General features: G+C 41.0%; 14 protein-coding genes. 13 read left to right on the top strand and 1 reads right to left on the bottom strand.

Annotated features, from left to right (window positions below):
- Window positions 1-11 precede the first annotated feature (11 nt).
- Complete coding sequence (locus ACN222_RS02120; protein WP_010994604.1) at window positions 12-1,925, bottom strand: scytonemin biosynthesis sensor histidine kinase; 1,914 nt, start codon at window positions 1,923-1,925, stop codon at window positions 12-14.
- Between the two features lie 1,047 nt (window positions 1,926-2,972).
- On the opposite strand from ACN222_RS02120, the gene scyA reads away from it, so the two are divergent.
- From scyA to ACN222_RS02055, 13 genes are all read left to right on the top strand, one after another.
- Complete coding sequence (gene scyA / locus ACN222_RS02115) at window positions 2,973-4,853, top strand: scytonemin biosynthesis protein ScyA (protein WP_044520618.1); 1,881 nt, start codon at window positions 2,973-2,975, stop codon at window positions 4,851-4,853.
- A gap of 373 nt (window positions 4,854-5,226) precedes the next feature.
- Window positions 5,227-6,288 carry a tryptophan dehydrogenase ScyB gene (gene scyB / locus ACN222_RS02110; RefSeq protein ID WP_010994602.1) on the top strand — a complete coding sequence of 354 codons (1,062 nt, stop codon included), beginning with the start codon at window positions 5,227-5,229 and terminating at the stop codon, window positions 6,286-6,288.
- A gap of 36 nt (window positions 6,289-6,324) precedes the next feature.
- A complete protein-coding gene (scyC, locus tag ACN222_RS02105) occupies window positions 6,325-7,317 on the top strand; it encodes a scytonemin biosynthesis cyclase/decarboxylase ScyC (protein WP_010994601.1) in 993 nt (330 codons plus the stop codon).
- A gap of 12 nt (window positions 7,318-7,329) precedes the next feature.
- The gene (locus ACN222_RS02100; protein ID WP_010994600.1) at window positions 7,330-8,592 is read left to right on the top strand and encodes a ScyD/ScyE family protein; all 1,263 of its coding nucleotides are present in this window, start codon (window positions 7,330-7,332) and stop codon (window positions 8,590-8,592) included.
- A gap of 82 nt (window positions 8,593-8,674) precedes the next feature.
- Window positions 8,675-10,033, top strand: coding sequence for a ScyD/ScyE family protein (locus ACN222_RS02095; RefSeq protein ID WP_010994599.1), 1,359 nt, complete (start codon window positions 8,675-8,677; stop codon window positions 10,031-10,033).
- 102 nt (window positions 10,034-10,135) lie between these two features.
- The gene (gene scyF / locus ACN222_RS02090; RefSeq protein WP_044520616.1) at window positions 10,136-11,332 is read left to right on the top strand and encodes a scytonemin biosynthesis PEP-CTERM protein ScyF; all 1,197 of its coding nucleotides are present in this window, start codon (window positions 10,136-10,138) and stop codon (window positions 11,330-11,332) included.
- Between the two features lie 85 nt (window positions 11,333-11,417).
- Entirely contained in the window at window positions 11,418-12,176 is a 759-nt protein-coding gene (locus ACN222_RS02085; RefSeq protein WP_044522701.1) for an EboA family metabolite traffic protein, read from the top strand.
- A 35-nt stretch (window positions 12,177-12,211) separates the two neighbouring features.
- The gene (locus ACN222_RS02080) at window positions 12,212-13,144 is read left to right on the top strand and encodes a TatD family hydrolase (protein ID WP_010994596.1); all 933 of its coding nucleotides are present in this window, start codon (window positions 12,212-12,214) and stop codon (window positions 13,142-13,144) included.
- Window positions 13,145-13,314: 170 nt separating this feature from the next.
- Window positions 13,315-14,214, top strand: a complete 900-nt coding sequence (gene eboC / locus ACN222_RS02075) for a UbiA-like protein EboC (protein WP_044520615.1) — start codon at window positions 13,315-13,317, stop codon at window positions 14,212-14,214.
- Between the two features lie 45 nt (window positions 14,215-14,259).
- On the top strand, window positions 14,260-15,105 hold the full coding sequence (gene tyrA / locus ACN222_RS02070; protein ID WP_010994594.1) for a bifunctional chorismate mutase/prephenate dehydrogenase: 846 nt from the start codon (window positions 14,260-14,262) through the stop codon (window positions 15,103-15,105).
- Window positions 15,106-15,258: 153 nt separating this feature from the next.
- Entirely contained in the window at window positions 15,259-16,443 is a 1,185-nt protein-coding gene (locus ACN222_RS02065; protein WP_010994593.1) for a 3-dehydroquinate synthase, read from the top strand.
- Between the two features lie 69 nt (window positions 16,444-16,512).
- Entirely contained in the window at window positions 16,513-17,757 is a 1,245-nt protein-coding gene (gene eboE / locus ACN222_RS02060; RefSeq protein ID WP_044520613.1) for a metabolite traffic protein EboE, read from the top strand.
- A gap of 88 nt (window positions 17,758-17,845) precedes the next feature.
- Complete coding sequence (locus tag ACN222_RS02055; RefSeq protein WP_010994591.1) at window positions 17,846-19,243, top strand: alkaline phosphatase family protein; 1,398 nt, start codon at window positions 17,846-17,848, stop codon at window positions 19,241-19,243.
- Window positions 19,244-19,250: the final 7 nt, after the last annotated feature.

Genomic DNA, 19,250 nt, shown 5'->3' with positions numbered 1-19,250 from the left:
CAAATGAGGTTCTATATCTTGTGTGGCAGCACTACAGTAAATGTCGTACCTACGCCAACTTTACTTTCTACTGCAACCTGACCACCATGTAAATCTACCAGGGTTTTCACAATCGACAACCCCAGTCCAGTCCCAGGAATATTATCAACATTCTTGCCTCGGTAAAACGGTTCAAAAAGTCGTTTCTGGTCTAATGTTGAAATCCCAATTCCATCATCTTTGACCTGAAAAATTATCTTTTCATTGTTACCTAAAAGCCTCAGTTCTACCATACTCCCTAAGGGAGAATACTTAATTGCATTATCAATCAAATTCTTGAGAATCGAATCTAATATATTTTTATCCATCCAAACTGTTAGATATTCAGTCTGGCTAATAAAATTAATATAATTAGGAAAGTGTGCCATCTGCATTTGTGAAATCACATCGTTGCAAAACTCCACTATTTCAAATCGACTAGGCTCAAATTTAAGTTTGGCTGCTTCTGTTTTAGCAAAGAGCAACATATCGTCCAACATCTGGTTAAGTTGTTGAATAGATAATTGCACTTGATCGAGTAATGGTTGTATAGTCTCTTCTGTCTGTGCATTAAGATATCGCTTAAGCAAGCTATTGGAAAAAGAGACAATATTTAACGGATTACGGAATTGATGACACACCATAGAAAGGAAACTTGCTCTTAATTCACCGAGATGTTTTGCCTGTTCTAAAGCCTGGGTAAGCTCTGATTCTGCCTGTTTATAATCGGTAATATCAATAGCCGTAATCATTTCTACAGATTTACCTTGAAAATCTATCGTGCTATCAAGTATTGTGACTGCACAAGATAACCAACGCTCTGCACCGTTTTTGGTTAAAATACTGATTTCTTGATATTCAAAGTTAGTAGCTGTAGCCGAATTACGTATCTGTCTACCTTTTCGATATTTGATCAGCCGCCGAATATCGAACCCATTGAGCAGTTCGGTTCTCGTGTAGCCTGTAAGCACCTCTACAGCAGGATTAACATAACAAAACTGTGTATCTTGAACCAGAAAAGTGCTAGCGTCGCTAGTCTCCGCTAAAGCTCGAAACCTAGCCTCATTTAGTCTTAATGCTTCCTCTGTTTGCTTAGATTCAGTAATGTCCCAAATACTCCAGACTCTACCAATTATTTTTTGTCCCAGCCACTGCGGTTGCGAATAGTGAGCAAAAACCCTACCATCTTTCAATTCCAAAACATCATAACTCTCAATATTGGATGTACTAGAAACTGCCCAAATTAGTCTATTAAATGTTTCAGGGTCTTTCATTTGACCCTCAAAAAAAGCTTTACAGCGAGGGCATTTTTTAGACAATATTAGTTGCTGTGGGAGCTTCCACATCTCAGCAAACTTTTGATTATAATTGAGAATATCGCCTTCAAAATTAATCGCCACAATGCCGATAGCAGTAGATTCGAGAGTTGAGCTAAGTAAAGATAGGGAACTTTCTAGATTAACCTCCTTTTTCTTGAGTTCAGAAACTTCTTGCTGCAATTTATTATTGGCATCTCTTAATTCATTAATCCACTTTTGTACACTTAATTCTACGATCTCATTACTTTTCTCTCGCACAAAAACACAGCTAAATCGCCTCTCTTGGTCTTCTAAAAATGTTAAAGACATTTCTACTAAAAATATTCTTCCACTCTGAGAACGATATCTAGTTTTAAATGTGTAGTTATTCTTTTGTCTGATTTCCTCCCAATCATGTAACGCAAAATCTACATCTATATCTTGCAAATTCATCGATAACAACTGTTCACGAGAATACTCAGTCATACGACAAGTTGCATCATTGACGTAGAGAAATTGCCAGTTGTCTCCCAAACAAAAGGATGCTTCTACGGCATTGTTGATCAGGTAATGGGCAAATTTAAACTCCAATTCTGACTGTATATTCATTACTTGCTGTAACTCCAAGAAAAATCTCCTACTTTCACCTATTTACATAACAACAAACTGATACTTAATTGAATTTGGCGTGAAATTATCTATAGGTTTATAAAACTCATCTTTGACTTTTAACCTAAAAACAGGAGTCCACTATGATGCGTGGGTTTCCACTTAGAAACGTCCCAAGAGTTTTTTTGATCTAGTCAAAATCCTATATATAAGTTTTTATGCCTATAAAAACCTAATAATTTACGTATTATTCACTTCTCTACAATCTATAAACCACGACTTGCTTATACGAGTAAATAAACTACTAAAATTGCATATTTCTATTTCGCCTCAATTTATAAGTCTTTACTCATTAATTCATCCTCTTAATTATTCTTAAATTACTCACTCAGGAATCTAATATGGATGTACCACTTCCTTCATCTGTCGTTAGAGATACATTACCGACCAGTATTTCTCAGTCTTTTAAAAAACCATCTATCAGAAGATATACATTGTATTTTTAGCTTGTTTACAATCATTACTTACTCCTTAAGAGAGATGAACTCAATTTTTAGAGTTACTTTATCTATCAACAAAAGTTAGCTGTTCTCGTAGAGTTGTATAAACAACAAGTTCGATTTATATCAAAATAGATTGATAATACTACGGAGAGTTGACAACAAACATTTGTGCTTGATGTTGATCAGTAATTAATTATTTCCTTAACGTTAATGTGACATAACTTAACAAATAGCGCAAGACATCCATAATACTTGCTGGATTTCGGAGCAAAAGATGGTTATTTACAGGAGTGCGAAAGAATTGGTAAGTGCAATCAAAAGATTTTTCATTGCAAACAGTTATTGATTTCCCGTACTCTAGTCTCCATAAGTACAGATTTGTGTTTTAAAAAGTTTTTCTACTGGGCAATTCAAGCTGCACTATAACCTCTACTACTGATTTGTCCCAACTTTGTCAATATTATATGCAACAAGTTTCTTAAGGTTAGATAGCTAAGTGTAGTCTAGAGAGCCTTGTGCAAGTTTCTGGAATTAAGTGAAAGCAATGAGTCAAAAATATACTGATTCCGACTCCCAGATTATGACTGGTGAGCTTTACCAAGAATTACCTACCAACGGCAGCCAATATGTAGAATCTTTGTCTCACGATTCCCGTGAGTTGAACGATATAGAAATTCAGCCGTTTTTCCCTAACCAGGCACACCCCTCACTGTCAGTGGCAGATGCCATTGTTCTGATGCTGACTAAGTTGGGAGTATCTAGTGCCTTTGGTGTGGCTGGGGGAGCTATGGCCAGCCTGTGGAATGCCCTATCAAACAGTACCGTGCAAGTCCTAAACTTTCGCCACGAAGCGGGAGCAGCCTTTGCCGCGATTGAAGCCCATTTTGCTAGTAATCACCCTACTGTAGTATTTACTACAGCCGGGCCAGGGATGACCAACGCTCTCACAGGCTTATTTGCTGCCCGTGGTGAAGGTGCGAAGGTGATTTTGTTATCAGCTTGTACCTCAGCACCGCAACGTGGACGCTGGGCAATTCAAGAAACTAGCACTTACACCTTACCCAGTGGGGGAATGTTCACCCCTGGGGCATTATTCAACTACGCCATCACCGTAGAATCAGCAGCCCAATTGCCGCAGGTTTTCCGTAAGTTAGCTTTGGGTTTAGCTCAACCAGGTGGTTTTGTTGCTCACTTGAGTATTCCTACAGGTGTACAAACTAGTCTTGTTGAGGATATATCTTGGCCTCAGCTAAATGTAGCTGCTTACCGGGTGACTGCTCACAAAGAAAAGATTGCCAAATCTGCAAAGTTATTATTCTCTGAACCTTTTGCCATCTGGGTTGGCTTTGGGGCGCGGGATGCTGCCGAAGAAATCCGTCTATTGGCAGAGAAAACAGGTGCAGCCGTCATCTGTTCACCTCGTGGTAAAGGGATATTTCCTGAAGATCATCCTCTGTTTGTGGGTGTCACAGGTTTGGGAGGTGATGCTTCTGTGATTACTTATATGGAAGAACAACCGCCATCCCGTATCTTGGTCTTAGGAACCCGTTTAGGTGAACCGACTTCTTTCTGGAGTCCGACAATGGTTCCAGTAAAAGGTTTCGTCCATGTAGATATTGATCCGGAAGTCCCAGGTGTAGCTTATCCCCACGCCAACACCTTATCGATTCAGTCTGACATTAAGACTTATTTACAGGAGCTTGGGCAACATCTCCCAGACACTCCTTGTTCTAGTATTGTGTCTTTACCTCGTCCTCAAATCGAAGCAATTACTACCGGAGTGGGTGAGTCAGTACGGCCAGAAGTTCTGATGGCAGCAATTCAGAAGATTATTGTTGAAGGTAGTGATGCGATAGTTTTGGCGGAGTGTGGTAACTCATTTACTTGGTCAACTCATTATCTGCGATTCACTGAACCTAATCGTTACCGAGTCAGCACTGGAGTGGGCGCAATGGGTCATGCGGCGACAGGTGTTGTGGGTGCAGCCCAAGCGCGCAAGGGTACAGCTGTGGCGATTGTTGGCGATGGGGCAATGCTGATGAATAACGAAATCAACACAGCCGTCAAGTATAAGATTCCGGCGATTTGGATTGTCCTTAACGATGCTCGATATAATATGTGCTACCAAGGCATGAAAATATTGGGCTTAAAAGGTGCAGATGCAGAGATTCCCCCAACAAACTTTGTGATGGTTGCTCGTGGGATGGGCGCAGACGGTATTGTAGTGCAGAGAGAGTCTGATTTGGAGGATGCTTTAAAAGAAGCGATCGCCTCACAAGCTCCCTTTGTTGTCGATGTAATTATTGATGGCGATCGCCCCGCCCCTTCTGGCGCACGAAATAAAAGTTTGGCAGCCCAAGGAGTGAAATCAAATGGCAATGGTAAATCAACAGCCACCAAACACGTTTCTTTTCCCTTGGTGTGATTTTATGTCTGAGGCGATCGTTTAAAAACATGGTATGAAAAGAAATCTTCTCTCTTCATACCAATAACCAAAACAATGAAGTTAGAAATACAAAGCTTTGTTAGACAAACATCAAGCTTTTAATTTCCGAACCACCTAATTATTGCAGAGTGACAAAATTAGCTAGTCTTCTTGTAAATATTCTTCACATTTCCCTGATTATTTCCAATTCGACTAATAGCTGTTCTCAAAAAGAATGGCTTGAGCGAAGTTTTGTCTCTTTATCAATACCAATTCTGCCAAATATAGCAATTTTGATGATATCTATTGCTCCTAAAGTTGAATTGGTATTACTTCCCCTTCATCAATCCACAAACAAGATTGAGAAACTAAAATGCAGCTATTTGAAACTGTTAGAGAAATGGGACATGAGCAAGTACTCTACTGTCATGGAAAAAATCCAGATATTAGAGCAATAATTGCCATCCATGACACCACATTAGGCCCAGCAATGGGAGCCACAAGGCTTTATCCTTATATCAATGAAGAAGCCGCCTTAAGAGATGCTTTGCGTTTGAGTCGGGGGATGACTTATAAAGCAGCTTGCGCTAACATTCCCGCAGGCGGAGGCAAAGCCGTTATTATTGCCAATCCCGAAGATAAAACAGATGAAATGTTGAGAGCTTATGGACGCTTTGTGGAAAGTCTCAAAGGTAGATTTATTACCGGGCAAGATGTGAATATCACTCCACAAGATGTCCGCACAATTAAACAAGAAACCAATTATGTAGTTGGTGTGGAAGAAAAATCTGGTGGGCCTGCTCCTATCACAGCTTTAGGCGTATTTTTAGGTATTAAAGCTGCTGTAGAATTTCGCTGGCAAACTAAAAATATTGAAGGGATGACAGTTGCCGTTCAAGGTTTAGGAAATGTTGGTCAGAATCTCTGCCGACACTTACATGAAAATGGTATAAAGCTTATAGTTGCTGATTTTAGTTCTGAAAAAACAGCAGAAATAAAACACCTTTTTGGTGCTACAGTAGTAGAGCCAGATGAAATTTACTCACAAAATGTAGACATATTTTCTCCCTGTGCTATGGGAGGAATTATTAACAGTCAAACAATTCCCCAACTACAAGCCAAAATTATTGCTGGTGCTGCCAATAACCAGTTAGATAATGAGCGTCTGCATGGTCAAAGATTAGTAGAAAAAGATATCCTCTACTGTCCTGATTATGTAATCAATGCTGGTGGTATCATCAACGTTTATAACGAAATGATTGGCTATGAAGAAGATAAGGCCTTCAAGCAAGTTAATAATATTTACGACACATTATTAGCAATTTTCAATATTGCTCAACAACAAAGCATTACTACTAATGATGCTTCAAAACGGCTTGCAGATGAAAGGATTATGAAGGCGAGAATCAATAAAAATCAACTAATTGCTGCCTAACACTGAGCAATTAATTATTAATTTGAGGAGTGAACAGTGGAAACAAATACATTTGCAACGTCAGCTTATATTGCCACATCACCGGAAACAGCATTCGAGTATCTTTGCAGTTTAAAAAACTTAGATGACTGGACATTGTTCAGTCGGATGCAAGAGAAAATTGACGAAGATACTTGGCTAGGAACCGCACCTGGTTATCAAAGGAATTTATATTATCACGTTAAAAAACTTGAAAATCCGCTATTCTATGGCATTGAATGGCACTGCGGATTTGAGTACAATAAATACTTCCAAGTTTACCCCGTGTTACTATTTCCGCCAAACTATATAGAGCCGGGAACAGACGAAGAAGGCGTATATTTCCATTGGTTGAGCTTTGTTGATCCTGGGCGACAAACGCCAATGATTATGCAAGGTATTCATACAGTACATACTTCCGAGTGTCGCTCTCTTAAAGCTAATCTAGAACGGAAACTTGGTCGGACTACAGCAGCAAAAGGACGCTACTTTATTGATACCGATACTATCTATGTTGATGCTCCAGTTGAACTTGGAGTTGAGTATTTAAAAGAAGTTAAAAATATCAACGAGTGGGCGCATTTAGTCAGACCAATAGGTGAAGTTGGCGGTCAGTCTGGTGAATTTTTGGACGAATATGACCAGAAAGTCAAAATTTCAGCACGGGTTCATAGTCTGAGCAAATATTACTTACTGGAACAAGAATATTTTTATCCAGAACATGACTTTTACCAACGTTCTGTAGCCCTGATGATTCCCGCAGCTTATTCATTTGCAGACCCTGATGCTTCTGGTTTCATCCTCCATCGCATTACCTTCTGGAAAGATGGTGAACAATTCGCTCACGGCAAACTCCAGATAGAAGACTTCGGCGCTGAGAGCATGAATATCAAACGCTTCTTAGAAGCCAAAGCAGGTAATCTCAAATCCTTCGACAGAGGTATGAGTTATGTACCAGTACATAAAACTCAACAGCAAGAATTGTCGTTAGTTAGGGGTGTAGGGGTATAGGGGTGTAAGGGTGTGGATTATAAACTGATTATTACTTTATTTACTTTTTGTGTTGCCGCTTTTTCAGGAATGAAAGCTGCCGAAGCTGCATCTTTTTCTGTAGTGGCCGATGGTCTGAATAATGCCAGAGGTTTAAGCTTCGGCCTTGATGGTGCGTTATATGTGACCGAAGCCGGAACCGGAGGCAATGGAGCTTGTATTCCCTCTGTTACTGGTCAAGGTGGTTCTTTGTGCTACGGCACAAGTAGTACAGTCCTGAAAATTGAGAATGGTGTGACATCACCTGTACTCACTGGGTTACCTTCCATCGCCCTAGCTGATGGTACTGGTGCTGGGGGAGCGCGAGACATCCAATTTGATACGACAGGTAAGCCTTATATTTTGATGGGATATGGGGCTAATCCTACCTTTCGTAACAATCTTGGCAACATTGACTTAGGGAAAATCATTGCTCCCGACTTTCAAACCAACTCATGGACGAGTATTGCCGATTTAGCTAACTACGAGCTTGTCAATAACCCTGATGGTGGCGATATCAATAGTAATCCCTTGGGCTTTTTTATTGATGGTAATAACCTTATAGCCGTCGATGCAGGTGCAAACAACTTGCTGAGTGTGCAAACCAATGGCACTAACTTGCAAACACTGTCCGTCTTCCCCCAAGAGATATTAACCAATCCAGTTTTCCCACCCTCCGGTACTCCATCCACCGAACCAGGACAAGTACCAACTCCCACCGCACCACCACCACCACAATTACCTATTCAAGTAGTCCCTTCCAGTGTTGTTAGAGGCCCTGATGGTGCTTACTACGTTAGTCAATTTACTGGTTTTCCCTTCCCTGAAGGTGGAGCCAAAATCTATCGAGTTGGTACTGATGGGGAAACAACAATCTATGCAGATGGGTTTACGCAGTTAACAGACCTGGAATTTGATAGTGCTGGTAATTTGTATGCCTTGCAGTATGCCAATCAGTCAGCTTGGAAAGGCAACTTCGATGGTTCATTAATCAAAATTGCTGCCGATGGTACTCGTACCACCATCCTCAGTGGTAATGGACTGGAGTCACCCAATGCTTTAGCGATCGCCCCTAATGGAGAAATTTATATCACAAATCGGAGCGATCGCCCAGGGCTAGGACAAATCATCAGAGTTGAAAATTCCCAAGCTGTTCCTGAACCTAATTCTGCTTTTAGTGTGTTCCTACTCGGCGCTTTTGGCGTTGCTTGGTTACGAAAGTCAACAAGCAGAGTTTGTCTCAACCAAAAGCCTTGAAATCGCGTTGTCTTCTCCCACAAACACCCAATCCAAATTATTAATCCTCCCACCAATTACTAACTCTCATTCTTAATCAAGTATGAAACTCAAGCTATTTGCTCTAACACTGCTTACTGTTAGTATTGCAACTGTTTCCACAACAAACACAGCCGAAGCAGCAAGCCTAACAACAATCGCCACCGGACTCAATAATGCACGGGGTATTACCTTCGGCCCTGACGGTAATATTTACGTAGGAGAAACAGGACTTGGTGGAACTGGAAATTGCCAAGGCTCTCCCAGTACAGCTGGTCAGTTAATCTGTGCAGGAAAAACAGGTTCAGTTACTAGAATTACTCCCAATGGTCAGCAAAGCCGCATATTCGATGGTTTTGACTCACTAGCATTACAACCATCTCAACAACAAGGTGCTGGGCCTCAGGATTTAAAATTTGATGCCTTCGGCAATGCCTATCTTTTAGCTGGATATGCTGGTAATCCCGGAAACCGGGACAGAGAACTAAATGCTGTGGCAACTAATGTGACATTCCCACCCTTACAAAACTTCATTGCACCTTTAGTTCCTCCCGACCAAGTATTAGATACTCCCACGTTGGCTAAATTATACAAAGCCGACCTGAACACCCAGGAATTAACAGAAATCTTTGATTTTGGGGAATATGAACTATTCAATAATCCCGACGGTGGCGATGTCATCACTAACCCCTATGCTTTAGCAATTAGAGGTAATACCGCTTATGTAGCTGATGGTGGTGGCAACGTTGTTTATGGTGTAAACCTTGATGGTAGTGGAGTTAAAGCCCTTCCTGTACCTACACAATTAGTAAGCAATCCTGAATATCCACCCCTCTCACCAGACCTACCCCCTGGTGTCATACCTGATGGCCCACCACCAGAATTTATCGAACTGCAATCAGTACCCACAGGGATTGCACTTGGCCCCGATGGTAGGATTTATTTTGGTGAATATACTGGTTTCCCCTATCCAGAAGGTCAAGCAAGAATTTTCCGCCTGAATGAGGATGATGAAATAGAAGTCTTTGCCGAAGGATTTACACACATCACCGACCTTACATTTGATCAAACTGGCAATTTGTTAGTCTTACAATTCAGTGATGAAGCTGAGTGGAAAGGTAGAGACTTAAGTCAATTACCGGGTTCGTTAATTCAAGTATCTCCTAATGGAACTCGGACAACTTTAGTAGCAGCAGGCGCAGGACTGGAATCATCTACAGGTATCACTGTTAGTCCTGACAACACAATTTACATTACAAAACGTGGTGTCGGCCCATCGGGAGAAGTCGTGCGAGTCAATGTCACATCTGTTCCCGAACCTACAACTGTATTAGGTTCATTAACTGCGGCGGCGTTGGGTGCATCTTCAATGTTGAAGAAGCGCAAACGTAGCAGAGAGTTAGTTGTTGTGTCAACAAAATAAGTAGGGAGTAGGGAGTGAGAACTTATTTCTCATCTCCCTCATCCTGATGAAAAACCTGTATAAATCTGACCAAATTACATTCAATCCCGGAGCTTAATTGTGATGGCACTATTAACAAAATTTTCAATCACACTTGTGGGTGCTGGATTGATGACACTAGCAGCCGTAAGCGAAGCCAAAGCTGTCACCTTAAAATACGAAAGTAGTATTGGTAGACCTGCTACTTTTGTGAACGGTGACTTTCCTGGTGTCCCTGGAACATTGGCGGTTCCCCAAGGTATAGGGGTACAAGACTCTACTAAGAATATTTTTATTAGTAACGGTCGTGGTATTGACCGTGTGGATGTATTTGATAGTCAAGGTAACTTTCTGAGAGCAATTGGTAGCACAGGTAGCGGCCCTGGACAGTTCGACGAGCCAGCAGACCTCAGATTTAATCCCATCACAGGTGATTTACACGTTGGTGATGTTTTCAACAGTCGGATTAATGTTTTCGATGCCCAAGGTAATTTTAAGACATCTTATGGTTCATTTAGTGGGGCTGTAGAGGATAGATTATTCTTCGGCCCTGGAGGAATGGATTTTGATAAAGCTGGTAATTTGTATGTAACTGACTTTAGTGCAGATATCATCAAAGTATATAACCCAGATGGGGTAGAAATTAGAACTATTGGCAGTCCTGGAAGTGGAGATGGGCAATTTTCCGGGCCTGGAGGCTTAATCATCTCTGACAACACTGGCAGAATTTATATCAATGACCAATACAATGGTCGCGTCCAAGTTCTTGACCCAGATGGTAACTTCTTATTTGCCTTTGGTTCTACAGGTTCCGCACCCGGTCAATTTAGAGAACCAATCGGTATTGATGTAGATGAATACGAAAATATCTATGTCGCAGATTCTCAAAATAGTCGTGTGCAAGTATTTGATAAAGACGGTAACTTCCTAACTACCTTTGGCGAACCAACCCGCAATGCTGCTGGTGAAATTGTCCCACCACCTACACCTCCAGCACTTGGCGGAACTACTCCTTATGGTACTCCTATTGATTTAACACCAGGCAGATTTAACTGGTCTGCTGGGTTACATTACGATGATGGCAAAGTGTATGTAGGCGATTTCTTCCAAGGTCGTGTTCAAGTGTTAGCGGTAGAAGGCAGAACTCAAGTACCTGAGCCTACTTCAATGTTGGGTTTAGGCTTGTTGGGATTAGGTTTTACTGTGACAAAATTACGGAAAAATAGACAGCGCAAGTCAAGCATTAGTTTAGATAGAAGATTACAAAAGTCTATCATCTAGGCTTATCAAGATTATTTCTCTGTGTCTCTGTGGTTTAAAAATTGATTTATCCACAGAGACAAATAAATAAATGGAAATTAAAATTATGTCTGCTTTAATTACTATAAAAACAACTAGTATTAGTAGTTTATTACGTTACTGGATTTCACAAGTGGTAGATAAAAAAACTATTATCTGGCTTGATGAAAAAAAGGAACAAATTAAAAATAGTGTCACTGGACGAGAATTTTTCACTGCGTTTAGTATGGTGTCTCGTTATGTGACTAAAGACCAATTGCAACTAACACCAGAGGATTTAAAAGCAGCTTCAGCACTACATACAGGTTGGTTTCCTGGTCATTGGAGTGTAGAGCAAGCTGCACGGACAATATTAGTTTTAGCGTTGCCACAAGATAATACAGAAAAATATTTACACACTTTAGAGCAAGTATTCATATCGGCAGATGTTAGCGAATTAGTTGCACTTTATCAAGCCTTACCTCTATTAGCTTATCCAGAACGATGGCAAAAACGGGCGGCGGAAGGTGTGCGTAGCAATATGACAGCAGTATTTAACGCTGTGGCTTTACGTAATCCTTATGCAGCAGAGTATTTTGATACTTTGGCATGGAATCAGATGGTGTTGAAAGCGTTATTTGTGGGTAGTCCTCTGCATTTAATTCAGGGTTTAGATGTGCGTGCTAACAGTGAGTTAGCGAGGATGTTAGTTGATTATGCTCAGGAACGCCAGAGTGCAAACCGTCCAGTTTCGTCTGAACTGTGGCAATTGGTGGAGTGTGTCAAGTCGCTTTGCTCCAATTCAAAATTCAAAATTCAAAATTCAAAAAAAGTCAATAGTCAATAGTTATTTTCCTGCAATTCTCCAAAAAAATCAAAGTTATGAACAACTTTATTACTAAAGATATGATGTTTATTGATCCTCACATTCACATGAGTTCGCGTACCACTGATGATTATGAAAAGATGCGTCAGTCGGGAATTGTGGCGGTGATTGAGCCTGCTTTTTGGTTTGGACAACCGCGTACTAATGTTGGTTCGTTTCAAGATTATTTCAGCAGTTTGGTTGGGTGGGAAAGGTTTAGAGCTTCACAGTTTGGTATTAAACATTACTGCACAATTGGACTAAATTCTAAGGAAGCTAACAACGAAGTCTTAGCCGAGCAAGTCATGGAACTTTTGCCTTTATATGCTTGTAAAGAAGGTGTAGTGGCTATTGGGGAAATTGGCTATGACGATATGACACCTGCCGAAGATAAGTATTTTCGCCTGCAACTAGAACTGGCGAGAGAATTAGATATCTTGGTGATGATTCATACACCACACCGAGATAAAAAAGCGGGTACAAGCCGGAGTATGGATGTCTGCATTGAGCATGGGTTAAAACCTTCCCAGGTGATTGTAGACCACAATAACGAAGAAACAGTCAAAGAAGTTCTAGACAGAGGTTTTTGGGCAGCGTTTACCATTTACCCAAATACCAAAATGGGCAATGCTCGCATGGTAGAAATTGTCCGTCAATATGGGAGCAATAGGATCATTGTAGACAGTAGTGCAGACTGGGGAGTGAGTGACCCCTTAGCTGTACCTAAAACAGCTTTACTGATGCTGGAACGAGGTATTTCTGAAGCGGATGTGGAAAAAGTCTGTTATGAGAATGCACTTTCAGCCTATGGCCAAAGCGGTCAAATGCGAGAATCCGACTGGCTAAACCTCCCACCAATCGACCAAAGACAAAAATTTAGTGATAATTCCGTCCTCAGAGGACAAGAACCATTGGTAGAGTCGCGTCATGAATATGCACTGATTGAATAACTCATTATCTAAAAATCTCTCTAATACCATTTCACTAAAATTCTGATACAGAGCTAAACCCAGAAACATTTGCAAAATCTAGATTTTTGAATTTTGTACTCCTGCGGAGAACCCGTAGGGTATTTTGAATTTTGAATTGGTATCACTTCTGTTTCTGCGTGAGTAAAATCATGAACACCGCAACCCTAAACACCCGTTCCTTGTGGGCATATCTGCAATTATTGCGACCTGCCAATATTATCACCGCCTGGGCAGACATCATGGCTGGCTTTGCTGCTTCGGGATATTTTATACAAGTTGACATAGTACCATTACTATGGTTACTACTAGCTACCACAGGCTTGTATGGCGGCGGTATTGTATTTAACGATGTCTTTGATGCTGAACTAGATGCCCAAGAACGTCCAGAAAGACCGATTCCTAGTGGTAGGGTATCTCGGACTGGGGCAAGTTTATTGGGAAGTTCGCTGTTGATTTTGGGTGTGGTGGGGGCGGTGCAGGTTTCGTGGGTGAGTATGGTATTGGCTCTGGCGATCGCTACCTCCGCATTATTGTATGATGCTTTTGGGAAACACCAACCAATTTTCGGCCCCATTAACATGGGATTTTGTCGGGGTGGTAACTTGTTGTTGGGGGTGAGTGTTGTCCCAAGCTTGATAGGTGAATATTGGTTTCTCGCGTTGATTCCCATAGTTTACATTGCTGCCATCACCGCTTTGAGTAGGGGTGAAGTACATGGCGGAAAACTGAGTACGGGGATAACAGCATTGTTATTGATAGTAGCAGTTATTTTCGGGCTTTTGGGTTTAGGATTACTGACAAATTATCAAGTCCTCACGGCTTTACCATTCCTCATATTGTTGACTATCCGAGTATTAATTCCATTTATCAAAGCTGCGCGTCAACCTACGCCAGAACAAATCAGGATTGCTGTTAAAACAGGGGTGCTATTTTTAATCGTTTTAGATAGTACCATAGCTGCGGGTTTTGCTGGTTTACCTTATGGGTTACTAGTTCTAGGTCTTTTACCAATTTCTATGATCTTGTCTCGAATTTTTGCTGTGACTTAACCCTAGCTTATGCAAATTTAATATATAAAATTAGAGACTGGGAAAATGACTTTACAATCTTCACTTGACCGGAAGTTTCCATCAATAAATTATGTCAAAGCTCGACATATCACTATTATTGGTGGACGTGGAAGAATGGGCAAGTTATTCGCTGAGAAACTTGTGGCTGTGGGTCATAAAGTTAGTGCTTTAGGACAACAAGATTGGGACGATGCAGAGGAATTATTAAGTCAGGCAGATTTAGTGATAGTTTCTGTTCCTATTGAATATACATTGGATGTCATCAAACGTACAGCAAAATACCTCTCTGTAAATACGGCTTTGTGTGATATTACAAGTATTAAAACTCAGCCAACTCAAGCTATGTTGACACATCACAATGGTGCTGTGATGGGTTTACATCCTATGTTTGGGCCTAGTGTCACCTCTTTTTCTGGACAAAAGGTAGTGGTGTGTCCTGGTCGGAATGATGAAGCATTTCAATGGTTATTAGATTTTATTGAAACTCAAGGTGGTGAGTTAATTACTTGCACACCAGAAGAACATGACGAAATGATGGTGTTTATTCAAGCTACGCAGCATTTTTGTAGGTTTAGCCTTGGGGTTTTCTTGGCTCAAGCGAATGTTGATTTAGAACGTAGTTTGTTAATGTCATCTCCGAGTTATCGTCAAGAAATTGAAATTATCAAACGCTTATTTCGTCAGAGTCCTAGTTTATGTGTTGACATTATGTTAGCTACTGAGGAAAGATGTCAGACAATTAATGATTTAGCTGATACTTATGGTCGTTTGGCTAAGTTGGTGGTGCAGAAAGATAGGGAGGGTTTAATTAGGGAATTTGAGGAAAATAAGGTTATTTTTTCTTATCCAATTGCTGAGGTTAAGGGATGAGTTTTTAACGCGGAGGGGCGCTAAGGTTAACGCGGTGAACCAGCGCTGCGGGAGGGTTTCCCTCCGCAGGCGACTGGTGAACCCGAAGGGAGGGGCGCTGAGGGTTGATGAGGATATTTGCTTGTTTATATGGAATTTTGGAAGTGATTATATATGATGTTTGATGTTCAACGAAAAGCTCAGTTTGATGTACAGTCTATTAGTCAAAATTTTGCGGTGAGTTTTAATTATGAAATTTATTTTACTGATAGTTTGTTTAGTTTAAAAAATGCTACTTTAGCACAGGTTATTGCTTTCGATGGGGAAAGGAAACCAAAGAAAATCATAGCGGTGGTAGATGGGGGATTGTTGGAGTTCTGGCCGGATTTACTCCAGCAAATTACGAACTATGCAAAGTTCTATGCTGAGGTGTTAACTCTGGCTGTCGAACCAATAGTTGTTCCTGGTGGAGAAGCGGTGAAGAATGACCCTCTGTTGTTAAATAAAATTCATCAATTGGTGGAAGCGGCGGGGATATGTCGTCACTCCTATGTGTTGGGAATTGGGGGTGGTGCTGTGTTGGATTTGATAGGATATGCAGCCGCTACAGCACATAGGGGAGTGAGATTGATTCGGATTCCGACAACGGTTTTAGCGCAGAATGATTCCGGTATCGGGGTGAAAAATGGTGTTAATGCTTTTGGTAAGAAGAACTTTTTAGGTACATTTGCCCCACCTTATGCGGTAATCAATGATTCTGCATTCTTGAGTACATTATGCGATCGCGATTGGCGTTGTGGAATTGCTGAAGCTATAAAAGTTGCATTAATTAAGGATGTGGGTTTCTTTGATTTTATCCATGAACACACTACAGCCCTTGTCCGCCGCGATATGGATACTATGCAACAGCTAATCTATCGTTGCGCCCAGCTACATTTGGAACATATTGCTGGTGGCGACCCTTTTGAAAAAGGTTCATCCCGTCCTCTAGATTTTGGACATTGGGCAGCTCATAAACTAGAGCAGTTGACAGATTATAATCTACGTCATGGTGAAGCTGTAGCTATTGGTATTGCTTTAGATAGTACCTATTCTTACCTGCTGGGATGGTTAACTTATGCAGAGTGGCAACAAATATTAAATACATTAGCAGGGCTGGGCTTCAAGCTGTATGTACCAGAACTAGCTGCAACATCATCTCTATTTGCAGGTTTAACTGAATTTCGTGAACACTTGGGCGGTGAATTAACCTTGACTCTCTTACAACATATCGGGAAAGGAGTCGAAGTCCACGAAGTCAATATGTCTTTGTACCAACAAGCAATTTCTCTTGTACATCAGTTTGGGAAATACTTGTAGACATCGGTAACAGTGAGTCAAATACGTAAACGTCTTTCCCTTACACCCCTACACCCATTATCAGTAAAGATGCAAATCGAAAGCAATAACAACCTCCATCTAACCTACTGTACTAACATTCACCCCGGCGAAGAATGGGAAAAAGTCTTTGCTAACCTCAAGCAATATCTTCCCCCCCTAAAAGCACGATTAGCACCAGAAAAAAAGTTTGGTGTGGGTTTACGTTTAGCAGAGGTAGCTGCTAGGGAATTACTCCAAGGGAATACCTTGACTGGGTTTAAGTCATGGTTGGCTGAACAAGACCTATATGTATTTACCTTAAATGGCTTTCCTTATGGACAATTTCACTGGCAAGTAGTCAAAGACTTAGTTTATGCGCCAGATTGGTCTGAGCAGAAACGCTTGGACTATACATTGCAATTAATGCAGATTTTAGCAGAATTATTACCGCCGGGGATGGAAGGCAGTATTTCTACACTACCGTTATCTTATAAGCCTTGGTTCGAGGGAAATCAACTTGCTCAAGCATCGGTGATGCTGAATGCGAGTCAGCAGATAGCACAAGTAGTAGAACAGATGGTACGCATCCGAGTTGAACAGGGAAAAATCTTACACCTGAATTTAGAACCGGAACCAGATGGATTACTCGAAAATGCGGCTGAAGTAGTTGATTTTTTCCAGATGTATCTACTACCAGTTGCTGGCGCTTATTTAATCAAGCAATTGGGAATTACACAAGAACTAGCAGAAAATTACATATTAGATCATCTGCGTATTTGTTACGATACCTGCCATTTTGCTGTGGAATATGAAGACCCCCTTTCTGTGCTACTGCAATTTAAAGCGGCGGGAATTAAAATTGGCAAAATCCAGATTAGTGCAGCATTACAGGTAAAGATACCCACAGCAATAGAAAAGCGTCGTCTACTAATAGAGAGATTACATCCCTTTGCTGAGTCTACATATTTACATCAGGTAATAGGACGCACAAGCAACAACAGACTAATTCACTATCAAGACCTAGAAACCGCCTTACCTAACCTAGAAAACACCACAGATAAAGAGTGGCGGATACACTTTCACGTCCCGATTTTCATGAGTGACTACCAACTATTGCAGTCAACTCAACATGACATTGTAAATGTACTGGATTTGCTGCAACATCACCACTTTTGCAACCATCTCGAAATTGAAACCTACACCTGGGAAGTCCTACCCGATGAAATGAAACTAAACTTACCCGCCTCAATCCAACGTGAATATGAGTGGGTAATGAACAAATTATTACTAAAGCAACTAGTGGCTTTCCCTTAGCGTTACTTTGCGCTTTCCAGCCTGCGGCAAGCCGCAAAAGCGTCTACAGCGTTACTTTGCCTTTCAGATTTAAAAATTAGAAGTTTCCATGCAAAAAACTGTTATTCTCAACGTTGTCGGATTAACACCGAAACTTATATGTGAACATACACCCTTTCTTTCACGGTGGTCATCTACAGGAAAAATTGCCACTGTTACACCCGTGTTACCTGCTGTAACTTGTACAGCGCAAGCAACCTATCTCACAGGTAAATCACCTGATGAACATGGAATCGTTGCTAACGGTTGGTATTTTCGTGATGAGTGTGAAATTAAATTTTGGCGACAGTCTAACAAACTCATTCAAGCACCCAAAGTATGGGAAATTGCCAAAGAGATAGATTCTGATTTTACCTGTGCCAACTTATTCTGGTGGTACAATATGTATTCCTCAGTGGATTATTCGGTGACTCCCCGACCGATGTATCCGGCTGATGGCAGAAAATTACCTGATATATATAGTCAACCAGAAAACTTGCGATCGCGTCTACAAATTGATCTAGGTCAGTTTCCTCTGTTCAACTTCTGGGGGCCAAATACCTCAATTCGTTCCACCCAATGGATTGCAGACTCAGCAAAATTTCTTGATGGACGTTGCGACCCCACGCTGACACTAGTTTATTTACCCCATCTGGACTACTGTCTACAAAAGTATGGGACTGATATCACCAAAATAGCCAAGGATTTACAGGAAATTGACGCTATTTGTAGCGATTTAATCCAATTCTATGAAAATCGAGGCGCTCAAGTCATTGTTTTATCTGAATATGGGATTACCTCAGTCTCCCAACCCATACATATTAACCGTGTCTTGCGAGAACATGGCTTACTCACAATCAGGGAAGAATTGGGACGAGAATTACTAGATGCTGGCGCTAGTAAAGCCTTTGCTGTGGCTGACCATCAAGTAGCTCATGTGTATGTCAATGATCCCTATTATATTCCCCAGGTGCGATCGCTCCTCGAAAATATAGATGGGATTGCTGATGTTTTAGATGAGACGCAAAAATCTTACTATCATCTCAATCACTCCCGCGCCGGAGAGTTAATTGCAGTATCTCAACCAGATGCTTGGTTTACCTATTATTACTGGCTTGATGACCGTCGCGCTCCCGATTTTGCCAAAACTGTAGATATTCACCGTAAACCCGGTTACGACCCTGTAGAACTTTTCCTCGACCCAGAAATCAAATTACCTCAAGTTAAAATTGCTACTAAGCTTTTGCAGAAAAAACTCGGTTTTCGTTACTTGATGGATATCATTCCTTTAGATGCTGAACTGGTCAAAGGTTCTCACGGCTGTCTTCCTCCTTCTCCATCTCAAAGCCCATTATTAATTACTCAACAATCTCACTTGTTTGATTCTACGGCAATTTCCGCCACTGATGTTTACCAGTTAATTCTCAAACATCTCATGGTAAATAGTAATCAGATGTCGTGCATTTAACTTGTAC

It is taken from the genome of Anabaena sp. FACHB-595, from assembly GCF_048568275.1.
Taxonomy (GTDB): Bacteria; Cyanobacteriota; Cyanobacteriia; order Cyanobacteriales; family Nostocaceae; genus Trichormus.
The sequence above is the reverse complement of the archived record's forward strand: the minus strand, read 5'-3'. Positions and strand labels throughout refer to the sequence as shown.

Excerpts from the sequence above, each read along its gene's own strand:
- ACN222_RS02120 (WP_010994604.1), bottom strand. The coding sequence starts at position 1,925 with ATGAATATACAGTCAGAATTGGAGTTTAAATTTGCCCATTACCTGATC.
- scyA (WP_044520618.1), top strand. The coding sequence starts at position 2,973 with ATGAGTCAAAAATATACTGATTCCGACTCCCAGATTATGACTGGTGAG.
- scyB (WP_010994602.1), top strand. The coding sequence starts at position 5,227 with ATGCAGCTATTTGAAACTGTTAGAGAAATGGGACATGAGCAAGTACTC.
- ACN222_RS02095 (WP_010994599.1), top strand. The coding sequence starts at position 8,675 with ATGAAACTCAAGCTATTTGCTCTAACACTGCTTACTGTTAGTATTGCA.
- scyF (WP_044520616.1), top strand. The coding sequence starts at position 10,136 with ATGGCACTATTAACAAAATTTTCAATCACACTTGTGGGTGCTGGATTG.
- ACN222_RS02085 (WP_044522701.1), top strand. The coding sequence starts at position 11,418 with ATGTCTGCTTTAATTACTATAAAAACAACTAGTATTAGTAGTTTATTA.
- ACN222_RS02080 (WP_010994596.1), top strand. The coding sequence starts at position 12,212 with ATGAACAACTTTATTACTAAAGATATGATGTTTATTGATCCTCACATT.
- eboC (WP_044520615.1), top strand. The coding sequence starts at position 13,315 with ATGAACACCGCAACCCTAAACACCCGTTCCTTGTGGGCATATCTGCAA.
- tyrA (WP_010994594.1), top strand. The coding sequence starts at position 14,260 with ATGACTTTACAATCTTCACTTGACCGGAAGTTTCCATCAATAAATTAT.
- ACN222_RS02065 (WP_010994593.1), top strand. The coding sequence starts at position 15,259 with ATGATGTTTGATGTTCAACGAAAAGCTCAGTTTGATGTACAGTCTATT.
- eboE (WP_044520613.1), top strand. The coding sequence starts at position 16,513 with ATGCAAATCGAAAGCAATAACAACCTCCATCTAACCTACTGTACTAAC.
- ACN222_RS02055 (WP_010994591.1), top strand. The coding sequence starts at position 17,846 with ATGCAAAAAACTGTTATTCTCAACGTTGTCGGATTAACACCGAAACTT.